Annotated in this window: 16 protein-coding genes; 12 read left to right on the top strand and 4 right to left on the bottom strand. The window is 51.1% G+C overall.

Going from position 1 to position 19,446, the window contains the following annotated elements; genetic code table 11:
• Positions 1-18 precede the first annotated feature (18 nt).
• From REH51_RS03235 to REH51_RS03225, 3 genes are read left to right on the top strand one after another with little or no spacing between them, the layout of a single operon-like run.
• Entirely contained in the window at positions 19-471 is a 453-nt protein-coding gene (locus REH51_RS03235) for an acyl-CoA thioesterase (RefSeq protein ID WP_009721705.1), read from the top strand.
• Positions 471-1,343, top strand: coding sequence for a phosphoribulokinase (locus tag REH51_RS03230; RefSeq protein ID WP_009721706.1), 873 nt, complete (start codon positions 471-473; stop codon positions 1,341-1,343). Before REH51_RS03235 ends, REH51_RS03230 begins: the two co-directional genes overlap by 1 nt.
• A gap of 43 nt (positions 1,344-1,386) precedes the next feature.
• The gene (locus tag REH51_RS03225; protein ID WP_009721707.1) at positions 1,387-1,728 is read left to right on the top strand and encodes a histidine triad nucleotide-binding protein; all 342 of its coding nucleotides are present in this window, start codon (positions 1,387-1,389) and stop codon (positions 1,726-1,728) included.
• 96 nt (positions 1,729-1,824) lie between these two features.
• Here the strand turns inward: REH51_RS03225 and ettA are convergent, their stop codons facing one another.
• The 4 genes from ettA to REH51_RS03205 all read right to left on the bottom strand — a co-directional run bounded on the left by ettA (position 1,825) and on the right by REH51_RS03205 (position 6,008).
• The gene (gene ettA, locus REH51_RS03220; protein ID WP_009721708.1) at positions 1,825-3,486 is read right to left on the bottom strand and encodes an energy-dependent translational throttle protein EttA; all 1,662 of its coding nucleotides are present in this window, start codon (positions 3,484-3,486) and stop codon (positions 1,825-1,827) included.
• A 220-nt stretch (positions 3,487-3,706) separates the two neighbouring features.
• Positions 3,707-3,919 (bottom strand): PA3496 family putative envelope integrity protein, encoded by a 213-nt coding sequence (locus REH51_RS03215; protein WP_009721709.1) that lies wholly within the window; start codon positions 3,917-3,919, stop codon positions 3,707-3,709.
• Between the two features lie 164 nt (positions 3,920-4,083).
• Positions 4,084-4,521, bottom strand: a complete 438-nt coding sequence (locus REH51_RS03210; protein ID WP_009721710.1) for a PAS domain S-box protein — start codon at positions 4,519-4,521, stop codon at positions 4,084-4,086.
• A 173-nt stretch (positions 4,522-4,694) separates the two neighbouring features.
• Positions 4,695-6,008: an MFS transporter gene (locus tag REH51_RS03205; protein WP_009721711.1), complete on the bottom strand. Its 1,314-nt coding sequence runs from the start codon at positions 6,006-6,008 to the stop codon at positions 4,695-4,697.
• An 81-nt stretch (positions 6,009-6,089) separates the two neighbouring features.
• Between REH51_RS03205 and REH51_RS03200 the strand changes: the two genes are divergently transcribed.
• The 9 genes from REH51_RS03200 to REH51_RS03160 all read left to right on the top strand — a co-directional run bounded on the left by REH51_RS03200 (position 6,090) and on the right by REH51_RS03160 (position 19,440).
• Positions 6,090-6,359 (top strand): Rdx family protein, encoded by a 270-nt coding sequence (locus REH51_RS03200; RefSeq protein ID WP_009721712.1) that lies wholly within the window; start codon positions 6,090-6,092, stop codon positions 6,357-6,359.
• Positions 6,356-7,234, top strand: coding sequence for a DMT family transporter (locus REH51_RS03195; protein WP_009721713.1), 879 nt, complete (start codon positions 6,356-6,358; stop codon positions 7,232-7,234). Before REH51_RS03200 ends, REH51_RS03195 begins: the two co-directional genes overlap by 4 nt.
• A gap of 271 nt (positions 7,235-7,505) precedes the next feature.
• Positions 7,506-8,972, top strand: a complete 1,467-nt coding sequence (locus REH51_RS03190) for a TolC family outer membrane protein (protein ID WP_498936840.1) — start codon at positions 7,506-7,508, stop codon at positions 8,970-8,972.
• A 106-nt stretch (positions 8,973-9,078) separates the two neighbouring features.
• Positions 9,079-11,256 carry a type I secretion system permease/ATPase gene (locus REH51_RS03185; RefSeq protein WP_009721715.1) on the top strand — a complete coding sequence of 726 codons (2,178 nt, stop codon included), beginning with the start codon at positions 9,079-9,081 and terminating at the stop codon, positions 11,254-11,256.
• On the top strand, positions 11,256-12,686 hold the full coding sequence (locus tag REH51_RS03180) for an HlyD family type I secretion periplasmic adaptor subunit (RefSeq protein ID WP_009721716.1): 1,431 nt from the start codon (positions 11,256-11,258) through the stop codon (positions 12,684-12,686). Before REH51_RS03185 ends, REH51_RS03180 begins: the two co-directional genes overlap by 1 nt.
• Positions 12,686-13,318 carry a response regulator transcription factor gene (locus tag REH51_RS03175; RefSeq protein ID WP_009721717.1) on the top strand — a complete coding sequence of 211 codons (633 nt, stop codon included), beginning with the start codon at positions 12,686-12,688 and terminating at the stop codon, positions 13,316-13,318. Before REH51_RS03180 ends, REH51_RS03175 begins: the two co-directional genes overlap by 1 nt.
• 95 nt (positions 13,319-13,413) lie before the next feature.
• Positions 13,414-16,605, top strand: coding sequence for a UDP-N-acetylmuramoyl-tripeptide--D-alanyl-D-alanine ligase (locus REH51_RS03170; protein ID WP_009721718.1), 3,192 nt, complete (start codon positions 13,414-13,416; stop codon positions 16,603-16,605).
• Positions 16,598-17,620 carry a hypothetical protein gene (locus tag REH51_RS03165; RefSeq protein ID WP_009721719.1) on the top strand — a complete coding sequence of 341 codons (1,023 nt, stop codon included), beginning with the start codon at positions 16,598-16,600 and terminating at the stop codon, positions 17,618-17,620. The genes REH51_RS03170 and REH51_RS03165 overlap by 8 nt, the downstream gene beginning before the upstream one ends.
• Positions 17,617-19,440 (top strand): ABC transporter ATP-binding protein, encoded by a 1,824-nt coding sequence (locus REH51_RS03160; protein ID WP_498936838.1) that lies wholly within the window; start codon positions 17,617-17,619, stop codon positions 19,438-19,440. Before REH51_RS03165 ends, REH51_RS03160 begins: the two co-directional genes overlap by 4 nt.
• The last annotated feature ends 6 nt before the right edge of the window (positions 19,441-19,446 follow it).

Below are 19,446 nucleotides of genomic sequence, written 5' to 3'. Positions count from 1 at the left end.
ACCGACAAGGAGCTAGGCATGGAGCGTGTCACGCTGGATTTCCCCACGGCAGCAATTATTCATCGGCACCCTTTGACGGTGCGCGTCACGGATATGAATTACGGCCGCCACCTGGGGCATGATGCTTTGGTATCGCTGCTACATGAAGCCCGCGTGCATGCGTTCGCTGCGCTAGGTTTGCCTGAGTGGGACATGAAAGGGTACCCGAGTGTTGTTGTCGACTTAGCGGTTCAGTACCAGAGCGAGGCGCGATGGCCAGATGCTTTAATGATTGAAACCGCTGTCCCTGAGCCACAAGGCAAAGCGTTGGCGGTTTATCAGCGTATTTGTCATGCAGAAACCGGTAAGGTGGTGGCAACGGCTCGGGTTAACCAACTTCTTTTAGACCTTTCTTCAGGGCGGCCTGTCAAAGTGCCTGATGACGTTGTGCAGGCGATAGCTCGGGCGATAGCTCAGGAGAGAGGTGCTTAATGTCGCGGGAATATCCAATAATTGCCATCACAGGTTCTTCAGGTGCGGGTACCACCACGGTGCGTCGCAGCTTTGAGCGCATGTTTCTGCGTGAAGATGTGCACGCTGCCATGGTGGACGGCGATGCCTTTCACCGCTATACCCGTGATGATCTACAGCGGATTTTCCGTGATGAGCCCGAGCGCAAAGATGAGCTTTCTCACTTTGCAGTAGAAGCCAATCTGCTCGACCGGCTTGAAGGGCTCTTTATTGAGTACGGTGAACATGGAGCGGGTACGTTCCGTCACTATATTCATGCAGAAGATAAGCAAAAAATTGAGGCGGGTTATCGGGTAGGGACGTTCACCGAGTGGCAGTCGCTACCTTGTGGTACTGATCTACTCTTTTACGAAGGGCTGCATGGCGGCTTGGTGACACAAGAGTATGATATTGCTCGTCACGTAGATTTATTAGTGGGTGTTGCGCCGACCATGAATCTTGAATGGATTCAAAAAATTGATCGTGATACCAAGCTGCGCGGATATTCCCAGGAAGCGGTTATCGATACCATATTAGGGCGCATGGATGATTACGTGCGCTACATTCAGCCGCAGTTCTCCCGTACCCATATTAATTTCCAGCGTGTGCCCACCGTCGATACGTCGAACCCCTTTGAGGTTCAGGATATCCCTACTGATGCGGAATCGTTTGTGGTGATTCGCTTTAGAGATCCATCGACCGTGGATTTTCCTTGGCTATTGGCGATGATAAAAGATTCATTTATGACTCGTCCGCACACGTTGGTTGTGCCAGGTGCGCGGATGTCGCTAGCGATGGAGCTGATTTTAGCGCCTCTGGTTCGCCATTTGCTTTCCCAGCGCCGTTTTCGCTAGCTAGTTAGCATGTTTCGCTACTTACAAAAATGAAGGAGGCCGTATGGATTGCCTGTTTTGCAAAATTATAAACCGCGAAATTCCTGCAGATATTGTGTTTGAAGATGAGCATGTGTTGGCGTTCAATGACATTAATCCTCAGGCGCCAACGCATCAGTTGATCATTCCTAAAAAGCATATTGCTACGCTTAACGATATTGCCCCAGAAGACTTAGCACTGGTTGGGCGTTTACAGCATACTGCTGCACAACTGGCTAAGCAGCAAGGCTTCGCAGAAGACGGTTATCGTGTGGTGATGAATTGCAACGAAATGGGTGGCCAAACCGTTTACCATATTCACATGCATTTGATGGGTGGACGGCAGTTTACTTGGCCTGCAGGCTGATAGAGGCGGAATGCCGAATTATGCGCGCATACCTAAACGCATAAAGCCCCTATCAAGGGGCTTTATGCGTTTCTAGCGGTGTGGCTACGATGCTGATTAGGCGTCGATGCGCTTATACTTCATCCGCTTAGGCGTGTCGTTACCCACGCGTTTTTTGTGGTCTTCTTCGTATTCGGTGTAGTTACCATCGAAGAAGACGACTTCTGAATCGCCTTCAAAGGCGAGGATGTGCGTAGCGATACGGTCGAGGAACCAACGGTCGTGAGAGATCACCATTGCGCAGCCTGGGAAGGCCAGCAGCGCTTCTTCCAAGGCGCGTAGGGTCTCAATGTCCAGATCATTTGAAGGTTCATCTAACAACAGTACGTTCGCGCCTTGCTTCAGCGTTTGGGCAAGCTGAAGGCGACCGCGTTCACCACCAGAAAGCTGGTCTAGACGTTTCTGCTGATCGTTGCCCTTAAAGTTAAAGCGACCAACATAGGCGCGCGAAGAAACTTCATAGCCGTTAATGTTTAGAATATCCTGCCCGTCAGAGACAGCTTCCCAAACAGTTTGCTTGTCGTCTAGCGCATCACGTAGCTGCTCAACATAGGCGATATCGACAGTCTCGCCAATCACTACTTCGCCAGCATCCGGCTGTTCTTGGCCGGTAACTAGTTTGAACAGTGTCGATTTACCGGCACCGTTACCGCCCACGATCCCTACAATCGCCCCTTGAGGAATGGTAAAAGAGAGATCCTGGTAGAGTAGTTTGTCATCAAATCGTTTGGTCACGTTATGGAACTCGATGACCTTGTCACCCAGGCGCGGGCCAGGTGGAATATAGATCTCGTTCGTTTCATTACGCTTTTGGAAATCGCCAGACTGCATCTCTTCAAAGCGATTAAGGCGCGCCTTGCTCTTTGCTTGGCGTCCTTTGGTGTTACTGCGTACCCACTCAAGCTCTTGCTTGATGGCTTTCTGACGCGATACTTCCTGTTTGGCTTCCTGGTTCAGGCGTTGCTCTTTCTGCTCCAACCACTGAGAGTAGTTGCCTTCAAAGGGAATGCCCTGGCCGCGGTCAAGCTCCAGAATCCATCCTGCAACGTTGTCTAGGAAGTAACGGTCGTGGGTAATGGCCACGACGGTGCCGTTATAATCGTGCAAGAAGCGCTCTAGCCAAGCAACGGATTCAGCATCCAGGTGGTTAGTAGGCTCGTCGAGTAGGAGCATGTCGGGGCTTGAAAGCAGCAGGCGGCACAATGCCACACGGCGGCGCTCGCCCCCAGAGAGGTTGCCTACTTTGGCATCCCAAGGCGGCAGGCGCAGCGCTTCTGCAGCGACTTCCAGCTTGCGCTCGAGGTTATGCGCATCGGCGGCTTCAATAATGTTTTCAAGGCGTGCTTGTTCGCTTGCTAGGGCATCAAAATCTGCATCAGGCTCGGCATAAGCGGCATACACCGCATCCAGTTTTTCCTGGGCTTCTTTTATGGCGCCTAAGGCTTCTTCTACCGTATCGCGAACGTTCTTTTCGTCATCAAGCTGAGGCTCCTGGGGTAGGTAGCCCACATTAATGCCAGGCATCGGACGAGCTTCACCTTCAAACTCTTTATCGACACCGGCCATAATGCGTAGCAGTGTGGATTTACCGGAACCGTTCAAGCCCAGCACGCCAATTTTGGCGCCAGGGAAGAACGATAGCGAAATATCCTTGAGAATTTGCTTTTTGGGCGGCACAACTTTGCCAACCCGGTTCATGGTGAATACGTATTGCGCCATGGAAATCCGTTAGGTTGTTGGAGAAAAGAGTCGCAGCTGTTTGCTGGCGTAGGGCTAAGATGATAGTGCTCAGCGCGGGTAAAGGCCAGAAGCGAAGAAGACAAGTCTTTTTGATATGTTGATCAGCAACCTAGTGAATGCTCCGCGCGCGGCAATTACTTTTAGTAATTAGGCGTCGTAACTAAGCTGCCAATCAATAAAAGCGGTTGAGGTGATGAGGTTATTCCTCTTCATCCCAATCATCTTCAATAGCGCGCTGCAAACGGCGCTCCTCAAGCCATGCTTCTACTTGGCGGCGGGCGCGAAGCGTATCTGCTTTGCTGGGCTTGCTTTTACCGTAATGGTCATCGTTAACAGCGTCTAAGTTATCGAACTCATCAGCATCGATTACATCACTGGTATAAGATTCACGATTTAAGGGGTCACGGCTCATGGTATGCCCTCCAACCCAAGCCGGCGCACCGGCATCACAACGGCTTCTTCTTTCAATCGATAGCTGAAACAAGAAGCGCCTAGCGTTTTTATGCGCTTAGCCGCTATATACCGCCACTCAGGTTGAAGTTCAAGCCCCTACGGATGCTTTATTGACATTTTTATTTATTCTGCCAGTTCTTGGCGCTTTTGAAGCGCTGCTAATGCTTGCTGTGCTTCTACGCGTTCAGTCACATCTTTTTGTACGCCGATGTAGTACATCAATTTATCAGCTTCGTCATAAACGGGTGTAATGGAGAGCTCGTTCCAGAACATGGTGCCGTCTTTGCGGTAATTACGCAGCACTTCGCGAGAAGGGCGACCCTCTTTCAACGCTTCCCGGATAGAGGTCAGCGCATCTTGGTCACGGTCTTCATTTTGCAAAAAACGGCAGTCGCGATAAAGAATTTCATCTGCACTGTAGCCGGTGAGACGTTCGAACCCTTTGTTGACGTAGATAAGGATGTTTTCGTCGCCTTCTTGCTCTGCAACGACGATGCCATCCTCGGAAGCGTCAACAATACGTTCGAGTAACTCAGGGCTGATCAAAGGAGATCGTTTCATCAATGGGTTCCTGTTGCTGCTCTCGTTCTTCCGTAGCTATGGCGCTGTCAATCAACGCGTAGCTAAGCGGCATTTCATGTTGCTTAATAAAGGTAGAATAGCAAAAACCCAGCTAATCACCGCTAATTACCTACCATCATGGCGAGCGTTGGGAAGCATTGCAATCGACAGCGCTATTCTGCCTCAGGTAACCGTTGGGCCGATAACATTGCGCAGAATGCTGTCCCCGCGAGTATTAACAGCAGCGGGGCGCTACCAAGCCACTGAGCCAACCCACCGATTATCCCGCCGACTACCAGCATCAATACGCCGGTTAAGGTGTTAGATAACGCAACATACAATGCGCGGTTCTCTTGAGTGGCAATATCGACCAAGTAGGTTTTACGGCCTAGTCGTACGCCGTGATGAACGATAACCAAAAGGGCGTAAATAATCGCATAGGGCCAAACGCTTTGACTCCATGGGCCAGGTAGCCAAGCCAGACTTGCGCCCAGTAGGCAGCAAAAGACGGTGCCGATAGCCGCATCTCGCATCACGCGGCGACTTGATTGGTCAGCTCGCTTTCCCCATACAGGGCTTGCCACCATCGCAGCAACGCCCGATACCACTACCAGCAGGCCAAGGCCGCCGAGGTTGGTGCCACTTTGCTGTTGGCCTAGCAGGGCTAAATAGGGCAGAGCGAGTGCGCTGGAGAGAAGCAGGGCACGAGCCAGATTGAAGTTTAGAAAATTGCGATCTTCTTTGAGTAAGGAAAGCCCTAACTTAATGCTATCCCATGCATTCTCCCCGCCTTCAACCGCGCCGGGCACTTCCGCGATACGTGCTGCACTCACGGCATTGAGTAGCCATCCTGCAGCGGCAACAACCAGTAAGATAGCGAGTGCCACGTTGCCGGGTTGGTCGCCAAACCACATTAAAACACCACCAGCCACCAAGGTTGCGGCGCCTGCTACACTGCCACTCCATCCCATCAGAATTCCACGGCGGCGCTTGGCGATAGTTTTACCCAGTACGTCTTTCGTTGCTATTGATGAGAGTCCCCTCGCTAGCGATAGCAAAACTAGCGCGCTTAGTACCATCGCGCCCCCTAGGGAGCCGCTGCCCACTAGCGCTAACAGGGCTAGCGCTAATGCCGCCAGCGCTTGTATCAGCGCGCCTGCTACCCATACCCATTTACGCGTTGGTTTTAAGCGAATAAAGCCAGCCACGAACAGTTGTGGTAACAGGGCTCCCGCTTCGCGGATGGGTACCAACAGACCAACCATCCATACTGGGGCGCCAATAATGCCCATTAACCAAGGCAATACTAAGCGGGCGCTGGAGAGTTCATCCGCGAGTTTATTGCCTAACGAGGCGCAAAGATGCAGAAAAAAATTACGCGGTTGTTCATGGCATGCCTCGTCGGCAATGTCATCGCACATTCGGCTGTCATCATCACCTGTCAGCCACTCGTACACGCGGGTTTGAGAAACATGATGCTCGGCCATGGCGTCTCCTTGGCAGTTGCTAATATAAGGTGACAGAATGAAAAGCAAGGATGCCACATTAAAACGTTTAGGAACCCCTGTATGTCACGCATTCAAATATGTTACTGCACACAGTGTCAGTGGTTGTTGCGCAGCGCTTGGTATGCTCAAGAGCTTCTTTCAACCTTTGGCGAAAGCCTTGCAGAAGTTGCTCTGTCCCCCTCCCATGGTGGCACCTTTGAAATATGGTGCGACGAGACATTGCTGTGGGAAAGAAAACGCGATGGCGGCTTTCCGGATATCAAAGTTTTAAAGCAACGCGTGCGGGATAAGATCGAGCCAGCCCGAGATTTGGGGCATATCGACCGATGAACCAAGACCGTCAAGCCGTGCTGTATGGCCTTGGGGCCGTAGCGCTATGGTCGACAGTTGCTACCGCTTTTAAGGTCGCTCTTACCTGGATGAGCCCGCTTGAGTTGATGTGGCTCGCGGCCCTTGTGTCTTGGGCGTTCATGTTCGTGCTGGTGGTGAGGCAAGGGCATTTAAAAGAAGCCCTTCGCCATGGCTGGCGTACCGCAGCCTGGGCTGGGTTGATGAATCCTGTTGCCTACTATCTGGTGCTGTTTGCCGCTTACGACCGGCTGCCAGGCCAAGAAGCCATGGCACTGAATTATACCTGGGCGCTGGCAATGGCGCTTCTGGCGGTGCCGATCCTAGGGCAGCGGCTCACAAGGATGGATGTAATTGCAGGACTTATTGCCTACGCAGGTGTTTGGGTAATAGCAACCCGCGGCAATGTCTTCAATGTTGTTTTCGCAGACCCACTTGGAGTCGTGTTTGCACTTGTCTCAACGCTTTTGTGGGCGCTCTACTGGCTGCTGAATGCGCGAGATGAGCGAGCGCCTTTAATCGCCCAATGGCAGAATTTTAGCGTCGGTTTGCCAGTGTTAACGTTGCTACTGTTAGTTGGCCCCGGACTCAACTGGCATGGCTGGCAAGCCCTAGGAGCGGGTATCTACGTCGGACTTTTCGAAATGGGGGTGGCGTTTATACTGTGGCAAATGGCGGTTCGAAAGGTGTCTCGCACGGCCAAGGTGTCTAATCTGATCTTTCTTTCGCCCCCGGTTTCCTTGCTGCTGCTCTATTTGGTGGTCGATGAGCCGCTGTTAGCATCCACGTTTGTCGGGTTAATGCTGATTCTACTGGGGCTAGCACTGCAGCAACTGCAGTCGAAGCCTAGTATTTGATACCAAGCAAAAAGCTGCTAAGTAATGTTTTTTTAGGATTTGTATTGTAAAATTTTGTTAACTTTGGCTTCATAGCATCGGCTTTGCAGCTAATGCCATTAAATTAAGCTAGGTAAATGCGCTAATTCGTATCACTGAGTCGTATCAATACTAATTAGTATGAGGTATTGACCAGAGGGCGAAGTAAAAAAGAGTCAAGGGTGCCCCAGGGTTGGTGGCGTTTAGCAGCTATTTCTTCAGCAGCGTAAATATTCATTAGGGATCTATGGCGATGAAAGACGGTATTAAAACGACACTAAAAACTTTGTTTTTACAGCGCGCTATTCGACCGCTTACGGTCACTACTCTGGCTTGTCTTCCTCTCACTGTTTTGGCTCAGTCGTTACCAGCAACGCTTTACGCGCCTGGTACCACCGATCTGTCGAGCACCATTCAACAAGCTATTGTTACCAATCCACAGGTAAATGCATCCTGGGCTAATTTTAGTGCCTCTGGAAGTGATATCCGAGTTGCCCAGGGCGGCTATTTGCCCTCGATTGATGTCAGCGCTGGTGTCGGCAGGCAAGATCAGCAAAATGATGGTCGCGGTAGTTACGATAGTGATTTTGCTGAGCTGACCTTAACCCAAATGGTTTTCGATGGCTTTGCCACTCGCAGTGAAGTTGAGCGCTTAGATCGTGCTCGGTTAGTCGCCTATTTCGAACTTTTGGGTGCTAGTGAAGAAGTTGCCCTTGACGCTTTTCGTACCTATCTAGATGTGTTGCGCTATCGCGAGTTGGTAAGCTTAGCGCAGGATAACTACCGTGAACACCAGCGAGTATTTGCTCAGATTGAAGAGCGGGCACTTTCTGGTGCAGGGCGGGGGGTTGACCTTGAGCAGATTAGTGGCCGCTTAGCGTTGGCCGAATCAAACTTAATGTCTGAAGCGTCAAACCTTCACGATGTTACTGCACGCTTCCAGCGAATTGTTGGTGCGCTGCCAGCCCAAAACATGACGCCCGCGCCGTCTCTTGCCGCTGAGTTGCCTACCGATGTCAGTCAAGCTATTGAGCTGGCGTTCCAGGGTAACCCTGAGTTTCATGCGGCGATTGAGAATATTGCCGTGCAACGCGCTGAGCGTGAGGGCGCTCGTGCTGCCTTTATGCCTCGCTTAGATATTCAAGGGCGCACAGGTACTAATAACCAAGATGATGCCGTTGGTGGTCGTCGTGATGAGCACAGCATTCAGCTTGTCGCGAGCATGAACCTCTATCGCGGTGGCTCTGACTATGCTGCCTTCAATGCGCCTACCACAAGAATTGAAGAGGCTGATAGCCAGCGCGAAACGGCGTGCACCAATGTCAGACAAACAACTCAAATCGCCTATAACGATACGCAGCGCCTCAACGAGCAATTGGAATACTTAAACGAACACCGGCAGTCAATTGACCGTGTGCGTGGTGCTTATCAGCAGCAGTTTGATATTGGCCAGCGGACGCTTTTAGACGTACTGGACAGTGAGAACGAGTTTTTTGAAGCAAGCCGTGCCTATGCGAATGCGCAGTTTGACTTAACGCTGGCTCAAGCACGGACGCTGGCGGCGATGGGGCAGCTAATGCAAACCCTACAAGTCGCCCGTGATGATATTCCTAGTCTTGATGAGCTTGGCTATGAAGACATCTCTTCTCGTGCAGAGATGGCGTGCGCCGTCGATGGGCCGCGTGGTTTCACGCTTGAAGACTTTACCCGTGGCATTTAGTGGCTGGTGAGCGGCGGCCATTAGGTCGCCGCATTGTGGGCATGCCCACTGGTGAAACTTCAGTGAATGATTTTTCCGACCAATTCATTAGGATGACGAGGCCTCAGTGACGCAACGTAAGCTGGAAGTATCTCGGACTGACCACGGCAGTGATCAGGAAAAACACGATGAGTTACTGGAGTGTTTAAAGGCAGTTGCTTCATATTATCAGCACGAAGTGTCATCAGAGGCCTTAAAAGCGGGCCTGCCTTTAGAGCAAGGGAAGTTAATTCCTTCTGTCTTTGGGCGAGCCGCCTCGCGAGCAGGGCTTACTGCGCATATTGTGAAAAGTAAGCTTTCGGGACTAAATCCTGCCCTATTTCCCGCAATTTTATTGCTGGAGCCGGGGCGTGCTTGTGTGTTGCTTGGGTTGGATCTCAAGCAGCAAAAAGCAAAAGTGATTTTTCCTGAGTTGTCAGAAGCTGACACGGAAGTATCACTAGAAGAACTTCACGCTGGTTACAGCGGTGAAGCCATCTATGTGCGTCCAAAATTTCGAGTTGATAGTGCCTCCGAACCGGGTGTTAAAAAACGCGGTGACCAGCACTGGTTTTGGGGCGTTATTCGTGAAAATCGTCGTCTTTATCGCGACATCGTTTTAGGTTCAGTCGCGATCAATTTGTTCGCGCTGGCGATGCCGCTATTTGTGCTGAACGTTTATGACCGTGTCGTACCCAACCAGGCCACTGAAACACTCTGGGTGCTGGCAATCGGTATTTTTATCGTACTGTGCTTTGACCTAGCGTTACGCTTAATGCGTAGCAGCTTTGTTGATTTAGCAGCCAGTCGGGCAGACGTAAAACTCTCATCGTCTATTATGGCGAAAACGTTGGGGTTGCGCTTAGAGGAGCGGCCAGCGTCAACAGGTTCGTTTACCTCAACGCTTCAATCGTTTGAATCGGTGCGGGCGTTTATCGGCTCTGCAACCATTCTTGGCATAGTGGATTTGCCCTTTGTACTGCTTTTTGCGGCCATCATTGCACTGATCAACCCCTGGCTTGTCTTGCCAGTGCTCATAGGGATTGTTTTCGTGCTTTTATATGCCCTTGCAGCACAAGGCAAGCTGCATGAGCTTTCACAAACGACTTGGGAGGTGGGTGCTCAACGTAACGCCTTATTAGTGGAGTCTGTTTCCCAATTAGAAAACGTTAAGGCGTTGCGAGCGGAAAGCCGTATTCAGCGACACTGGGAAAAAGCATCTGCTTTTCTATCCAGAACCGGGGCTCAGCTCAAAATGGTAAGCTCCTCGGTTTCAAGCGTTGCTCAGTGGGCTCAGCACAGCGTAGCTGTGTGCGTCATTATCATCGGGGTCTATCAAATTATTGAAGGCAACTTGACCCAAGGTGGGTTGATTGCTGCCTATATGCTTTCTTCTCGAGCGATGGCGCCTGTTAGCCAAGCGGCTGCTTTACTGGCTCAATATCATCAGTCCTCAACTGCCCTGGAATCTTTAAATGGCGTGATGGCCAAGAGCGTGGAACGCCATGAAGGCAAGGCTTACGTAGAAAAGCCCAGTTTTACCGGCAGCATCCGCTTAGAGAAAGTCACCTTGCGCTATCCCAATGAAGAAAGAGAGGCATTGCGTGATGTCTCGATTTCTATCAAAGCCGGTGAAAAAGTCGCGTTGCTCGGCCGTATTGGCTGTGGAAAATCATCGCTGAATAAGCTGGTACTTGGTTTTTATCAGCCCATATCCGGCGCGGTGCTGGTGGATGGCGTTGATATTCGTCAGCTAGATCCCCTCCAGCTTCGTCGTCATATTGGCTATGTACCTCAGGATGTCAGCCTGTTTGCTGGCACGCTGCGGGATAATATTGTCGCTGGTGGTGGAAACGACCGGGTTGATGACGAGGCGCTACTCAGAGCGATCGAAATTGCGGGTCTAGAATCATTGGTTAATAGCCATCCCAAAGGCGTTGATCTTGAGGTGGGTGAGCGAGGACAGGCGCTTTCAGGCGGGCAAAAGCAAGCGGTAGCCATTGCAAGGGCTGTGGTGCAAGACCCACCAATATTACTGCTTGATGAGCCAACCAGTTCAATGGACAACGCCAGTGAGGAAGCGTTTAAAGCCAACCTAACGAATGTCGCGCCAGGGAAAACCATCCTCGTTGTCACTCATCGTACATCGCTGCTATCCCTCGTGGATCGCATCATTGTGATGGATGCTGGGAAAGTGGTGGCGGATGGTCCGCGCGATACGGTAGTTGAGGCATTGCGCAAAGGCCAGATCGGGAGGGCGTCATAATGGCGAAAAAAACCACCTCCACGAGTGAGCAAAAAGGCTTTGAGGCCATTGGCCGATTTTCTGAGAAAGGGCAGAAGCCATTTCGCCCTTTTATGGATCGACTCTTTGCTCGCCGTGTCACATCTGCGCACCTCAGTCGTGATTGGGCGAGTGATACTGACTGGGCGCGTATGCAGCAAGAACCCATTCGTGCGCGGCTATTTCTCTACACTGTTTTATTAACCATCATTGTGCTGGTGGTTTGGGCATCGGTTGCTGCCATCGACGAAGTAACCCGTGGCGCGGGGCGCGTTATTCCGGCAAGCCAATTGCAGCGCATTCAGTCGTTTGACGGCGGTGTGATAGAGCAGATCATGGTACGGGAAGGGCAGGTGGTCAGTGCTGGCGAAGTGTTAATGCAAATTGACCCAACGCGGTTCGTTTCTGATTTTCGCGAAAACCGTGCTCAGCGTTTTGCACTTGAAGCACGCGCAGAACGGCTGCGGGCGTTAGCTGCTGGAACTGCATTTGAGCCTTCTGAAGAGCTGCGTCAAGAAGTGCCTAGTATCGTGATGCAGGAACGAGAAGTGTATGAAAGCCGCCGCGAAGAGCTACGCGAACAAGAAAACGTGCTCAACGATCGTATTCGGCAACGTCGAGAAGAACTTCGGGAAGCGCAGGCACGTCGTGATACTGCCCAGCGTGAAGCAAGTATGGCAGGGCAAGAGCTTAACTTAACTCGCCCACTACTCGCCTCAGGTGCTGTTTCAGAAGTTGAGGTATTGCGCTTACAGCGTGAAGTGTCGCGTGCCACTGGTGAGCGCAATCAAGCTGCCGCTGCTGTTTCACGTCTGGAAGCGGGAGTGGAAGAAGCGGAGGGGCAGTTACTTGAGCTAGGTGCCGAACGTAGAAGTGAGTGGCGAAATGAGCTTGCTCAGACGTTAGGAGACTTAAATGCACTTCAGCAGTCAGGCACTGGTCTTCAAGATAGAGTGCGACTTACCGAAATACGCTCACCTGTCGATGGTGTGATTCAGCGTATTCATATCAATACGATTGGCGGAGTACTCCAGCCAGGCCAAGAAGTGTTGGATATTGTGCCCAGCGATGACCAGCTACTCGTTGAGGCACGCATTGCTCCCCAGGATATTGCTTTCCTTCACCCGGGGCAGCCAGCGACGATCAAACTCACTGCCTATGACTATGCCATTTACGGTGGCTTGCAGGCTGAGCTTGATCACATCAGCGCAGATACGATTACTGATGATGATGGCAATACGTTTTATTTGGTTCGTGTTCGCAGTTTGCAAGATGAAAGTATTGCTGAGCGCCTTCAGGTGATTCCAGGGATGACAGCACAGGTAGATATTGTGACAGGAAAAAGAACGGTCATGCAGTTCTTACTAAAACCTGTTTTAAGGGCGTGGCGAGATTCCATGGGGGAGCGCTAATGAAACATTGGTTTGTAACAACGGATGGTAGCCTGAAGGCTCGCTGGGAAAGTGCTTTTCCTAAAAGTGTAGCCACCACGCCGAATAAAGTGTTGGATCAGGTGCAGTCGGGTGATGTGGTATGGCTGACAACGATGGTCGAAAACTGGGATGAGTTGATTCCGGCGGTAATCGCAAAAAAGGCGGTTGTGGTGTTGCTCAGCTATGCGCCTAATGATCGTGAGGCCCTGAAGGCGCTTGACCTTGGAGCGCGCGGATACGTGCACACACTGGCGGCACCCGATGTACTTATCCAAGTGGCCCTTGTGGTTACCAATCAAGGGGTTTGGGTGGGGCAAGAGCTGCTTGCGAAAGTGATGGGCGGAACATTTAAGGCACTGCAAAACCGCCAGAACGGTGAAGGGCATCAGCACAGTGAATATTTGAACTTGCTCACGGAGCGCGAGCGGGGGGTGGCGCTAGCGGTTGCCCGCGGGGCAACCAACAAAGAAGTCGCTCGCCAGTTAGACATCACTGAGCGTACGGTAAAAGCCCATCTAAGCGCCATATTTAAGAAGCTATCCGTTCGTGATCGCCTGCAGTTAATACTCAAGTTAGCACCTGTTGCTGAGCGCTTTTCAGAACGGCTCTAATTGATATGTCTGAGTGTGAGCAGTGTTTCGAAAGGTTTTATACGTATTCGCTAAACTTCGGGCTTTTGCATTAGCCCATATTTTTGAGCAATTGAATGCCCGATAATAAAAGCTCTTCACTGCTTGGCCCACTTCTACAAAGTAAGCAAGGCGCTGGGAAAGCTATACAGGCGGTTGACCTTGCGCATGCGTTGGATGGCATTGGCGAAACGGTGATGCCTATGTGGTTAAACAAGCATGCACAGCCAGCAGAGTTTGCTCAGCTAATACTGATCTCGGCAAGCGATGGCTATGAGCGCGCACAAGTCGCCTCTGTGCAGCTTGATGTGAGCAGCTTGCAGGCAGGCAACTGGGCCGCGTTACTCCCCACGTTGAAAGAGGCATTGGAACGACTTGAGCGAAAGTTCCCGCATCCTTTGGTGTGGTGTCGGTTAGAGTGGCCTTTTGCGGTGCGCGAGTGGCATTGGCTGGCGCTAAAGCAAGAAATCAAACGCTATAAGCGCAACTATTTTCGTAGCGGCTTAGCCTATGTTGGCAAGAAACTTCCTCGACTCTTGCTAACGGAGATGGAACTTAACGCTAATGCCTGTTTGTACGCAGGGAATCAGGTTGCACATGCCGACGTCAACCAAGCTCATCTAGAGCGGTATATAAAAGCGCGTCATGGTTCAAGCCAGATGCCAGACTTTGCCGATGATATGCCGGTGTGGAGCTTTTCGACTACCGGCGTGTTTGTAGATGTTAGTGGCGAAAATGTTAGCGTGCATGCTCTGGATACTCAGCCGAGATGCTGGGGCAGGCGAAAAGTCCCACCTCTAACAGCGGTATCCACTGGGGAGCTAATCGCGCGCTCCACTCGCTTTTTAGGTAATCAGGTGAACGAAGATGGCCGCTATGTGTATGGCTATTTTCCCTGTTTTGACCGCCGCATTAACACTTATAATTCATTACGCCACGCTAGTAGTACTTATGCCTTGTTGGAAGGTTATGAAGCCTGTGCGGAACAAGGGCTTTTAAGTAACGAGGAGCTCGGTGTATTACGCCAGCAGATTGCCAGCGCGCTTTCGGGCTTATGTTCCCAGTTCGTAATCCATCGCCAAGGCGCGGCCTATGTGGTGGATGCAGGCGACATTATCAAACTGGGAGCCAACGCGGTCGCCATTCTTGCATTGGTGAAGTATCACCAGGTCACGGGGGACGATCGTTATGCTGGTCTGGCGGATGCACTGGCATTAGGTATTTCGAGAATGCAGGAGACCGATGGTAGCTTTGTGCATGTGCTCAATGCTGAGGATTTATCGGTTAAGGAAAAGGCGCGGATCATTTATTACGATGGCGAAGCCGCCTTTGCCCTAATGCGGCTTTACGATCATACCCGCGATAGTCGTTGGCTGGAGTGTGTGGTCAAAGCGTTTGACTACTTCATTGCTAATGGACACGAAAACGCCCACGACCATTGGCTTGCGTATTGCTCAAATGAGTTGGTGGCATATCGTCCCGAACGTAAATATTTTGCGTTTGCAGTACGCAATATAGCGGGCTATGTCGATTTTATTCACAAGCGGGCCACTACGTTTCCAACGTTGCTTGAGCTGTCGATGGCGTTTCATAAAACGTTACTCAAGCTGGAGACACGCCCAGGTTTGACCGATGTGCTGAACGGTTTTGATGTCAATGCGTTTTACCGTGCACTGCATGCCAGAGCGAACTATCTTCTGAATGGTTTTTTCTGGCCGGAAGTTGCTATGTACTTTAAGGCGCCGGCGACTATCGTGGATGGCTTTTTTATTCGTCATCACAGCTTTCGCGTAAGGATAGACGATGTAGAGCACTACTTATCGGGGCTGGTGGCGTACCAGCAGATGCTGCGTGAGGCAAGCTATGCCAGTGTAAAGCCGCGAGTAGGGGATCGGCTGGACGCCAAGGCCATCGCCTCAGCAACCGGAGGAGTATGGGCATCAGTGCCGCCTAATGAGTGGCTGGCAAAAGGGCTATGCTGCTGGCCAAAATCTTTTCAGCCGGGGCAGGTGGTTGTCGCTCGGGGCAAGGAAATGGATAAAGGTTTTTTGCCATTTGCCGCGGTGAAATCTCTGGTGAGCAAAGGCGCTTCCGCAGTGCTTTGCGATGATAGCGAGGCGTATCGTGATATCGGCGTGCCCGTGTTGCAAGTTCCCGATGTGCGTGCAGCGACGCTGGCCATAGGGCAGTGGCAACGACGTTGTTATGCTGGTCGCGTTGTCGGCATTACCGGTAGTGCTGGTAAAACAACGGCAGTGGCGATGCTGGCTCATGTACTAAGCTACACCGGTGCAGTAGGGCAAACGCAAGGCAGTGCCAACCTGCCGATTGGTATTGCCTGGAACATTGCGACTATGCCGCAAGAAGCACGCTACTGGGTGGTTGAAATGGCCATCGGTTCCATGGCTCGCAATACGGATCTTGCTCGCCCAGACGTCGCCATTATTACTAATATTGCGGCATCGCATCTGGTGTATCACCGCTCGCTGGACGAAATTGCCCGCAAGAAAGCGCTTATCTTTCAGAGTATGCCTCCCAATGGGGTCGCTATTCTCTATCGCGATATGCCTCAGTATACTTACCTGGCTGAGCAGGCGAGGCGCTATCACCTACAGGTGATTAGTTTTGGTGAACACCCTGACGCAGACATACGCATGCTGGAGTTTGCAGGGAATAGCGGGCGCATTATGTTTGATGGCACTGCATATGAACTCAGCATGGCTGCTGCTGGGCGTCATATGCTGCTGAATGCCATGGCGGTATTAGCCGTGGCCAGGCACGAACACCTACCTTTAGACATCATTATATCCCGCCTGACATCTTTTCAAGCGGTGGCAGGGCGAGGCGAGGTGCGGGCCATAGACTGCCAGGGGATGCCAATCACCCTGTACGATGAAACGTATAACGCCAATCCTTTATCGATGCGTATGGCGCTGGAGGCTTTCTCCGCACTCCCTGTGGATGTAGGTAAGAAGCTGTTAATCATTGGCGATATGCTTGAGCTTGGGTCAGAGGCAGAGAGCCTGCATCAGGAACTCGCACCTATTCTTGCTGCGCTATCGGTTAGGAAAATTCTGCTCTGTGGCCAACATTGCCAAGCGTTGGCGCCGCTATTGGGTGGAGAAGCCTCTGGAGTGTTTCACTTCGCGGATGTCAACGCTCTTGAGTCAGCACTGCCTGACCATCTAATGTCGCACGATAGCGTACTTGCTAAGGCATCCCATAGCACCGGGCTGCACACGCTTTTTTCACAGCCACCTCATGATTAAACACCTATCATCATTCCAGCGGGGCTGGGTTGCTCTGCTAATTCTTTGCGCAATGATGGGCTGGCTAACGCCAGTGGTTGCTCAGCCGCATTCAGAGGCGGGAGAATGTTATTACCTGCAGCGCGATACACCGCTTGATGTACTGGCAAATGAGCCGGATCATGCCGATTATTTAGATAGCGTTCACTTCTTTATCGAGGCCGTTGATCAAGGAGGGACGCTGAGCGCCACAAGACTTGATGACTTGGAAGTACAGCTTAAAGCCGCCGATGTAATCTATCGCGAAGTATTGGAGCTTGCGCCACCTTTGCTCATGCCCCGCTATCAGCGTGCAGACTTCATTATGGTGATATTACGTGCTGACCAATCACGTGGCGGACAAGCTTATGATGAAGTTGTACGCAGTCCGACTGTGCCTGATTGCCATATTCGCATGGCCCTAGGTGGTCAAGTGAATGCAGCAGGAAACTTAACCCCTGCCCATGAGCTTTTTCATTTATATCAAAATGCGCACATGATGTTCAAGCAAGGTTGGGTGTATGAAGGATTGGCCCGTTGGTCGGAATCATTATTGAGAGGGGATGCGCAAGAGGGGTATGCCTTGCCTGCTACTGTTGAGGCGCTTGAAGAGGTGATGCAAGCAAGCTACGGCGCAGCGCCATTTTGGCAGCGATTGTTTTATCTGCTTGATTCAAAAGAAGATAGCTCCATCCCGAAGGAGCTTCAAGATAAGCGCTATCATGATGGTAGCCAGGTAGTGGCAGTGAGCGAATTTTATGGCAGTGCGTTTCTGCCGTTACTTTTCACTTCACTAAATGAGGCCGGGGCGGCGCTGGCCCATCATGAACAATGGCCAGTGTATGGTTGGGCGGAGGCTGAACAGCGTAGCCTGCGTCACAATGGGGTCATTTTATCCGCTTTGCATCATGCCGTTTCAACGTATATGCCGATAGCCGATCAACCGGACGAGTTACGTGTGTTTATGCAACTTATTGAACCAAAGATTGATCGATGAGCAACCAGACGGCTCGCAATGAGAGGGGAGAGGTCCACGGGGATCAAGTTCGTGACCTGATGGCGGCGCTGGTGCGTGCGGTGTTATGGCCGTTTCGCTGGCGTGTATTGGCTATCCTGTTGATGCAGGTGGCAAGTCAAATCATGTTGTTGGCAAGCTTGGTACTACCCTGGCAATTGCTTCAAGTGTTGATAACCGGGCGCAGTCGCATAGATGGTTGGGTTCCCGCGGTGAATAACCACGGTAATAAGATAGCGGTATTAATAGTATTGGCAGTACTCTGTTTTTGCGCCTATGCCTTTCTTCAATGGCTAGTTAAAAAAGCCATTGCCCATCTTTCTGCCACAATTCTGGGGCATTTGAATAAAACCCGATTGGTTGCCAACCACCGATTACTTGGCAAGCGTGTACTAGGTGTTGTGATAGGAGCCCTCTCATCAACGGTCATTGCCGTACTCTTCTGTCTTGTGATCGCTTTTCTACACCCTCTGTTAGCGCTATTGGCAGTTTCCTGTGTGCTGGGATTGGTGATGATCGTTGGCTTTTACTATCGCTTTGAAAGGGTGCAGAAAATTCAGGATACGCTGCAAGGCAACGTTCTGACAGTCATCAATGTCAGCTTTGCCTTGGGGTTTTTAATCATTGTCCTGGATTACCTCAATGGGACAATGCGCCCACTTTTGACACTCTTCATACTGCTGCTAGGAATGCGCCAATTAATGGCGGCCAGCGTCAATGGGTTGGTAAATTTCTTGGGCATCATCAAGTATTTTCAGCAGATTAATATGCTGCTTTTGCCTCGCTCCCAACAGGTCTCTCTCTTTTCAATCTCAGATTTTGTACAACGCTTTGAACAAGCGACGCTCAAACTGTGGCTATTGCCATGGCTGGGTGAGTGTAACTATTGTCACCGCGACCCCGAAATTATTCAGTGCCGCCTACTTTATGGACGGGCTATAGCACACGTGTTGGTTCGTGATACTGACAGCAATGGCTCCCCTCTCTATGTATTGCTCAAGTGCTATGTCTCTGCTCGAGAAAATGAAGCGCTTCATGAAATCGCGCTTTTGAGTGAAGTAAGTGGCTATTGCTATGGTGTCATTCCTACTGTGCCTGTTTTGCGAGCCAATGGTCGTTTGTCTTGGTGCTCTTTTGTGCTGTTAGAGCTGGGGGACAAGCCTCCCCAATGGAAAAATTCGGAAGAGCGTAAACCTTGGATGAATGAGCTGCGTCAATGCTTGCGTCATGTCCCTTTGTCGAACAAGGTCGTCACCCAATACGCGGCAACGTTTGCCTCATTACCTGAACGCATGAGGAAAATTAAGGCCTCGCATTTTGCATACCTGACCCAAGAAGATAATCAACGCTTTCAAGTTGAGCACTTCATGCAGTTATGGCCACTTATGATTGTTGAGATGGAAAGGCTTCCCAAATCTCTGACGGTGCAAAATCCGAGTAGCGCCCGCGTGGCAGTTATAGGCAATCATATGCTTCTACTAGACTGGCAGGGCTGGGTATACGACACGATGGGAGCACACTGGCCACTATCAGCAAAGCTACATGCGGAAGTGCTTGAGGTAATCAGCGGTCAGTGGGAAAGCACTGATATTCAGCAAGGCTGGTCTGAATTTAATTCACCAACCATGGCTGCTAACTACGTTGCATTGGCTGCACGTGCGCACGAATTTTGCCAACGCTGTCACCTTCATAATGATTCGGGCGCACTTAATATGATGGCCGGTCTTGTAAAAGCCTGCGAGGCCATCAATCTGGCTGATGAACAGAATAAAGCCATGGTGGAACGCTCTGTTGAGTATTAAAAGACC

Source organism: Halomonas bluephagenesis, assembly GCF_054790765.1.
The sequence above is the reverse complement of the archived record's forward strand: the minus strand, read 5'-3'. Positions and strand labels throughout refer to the sequence as shown.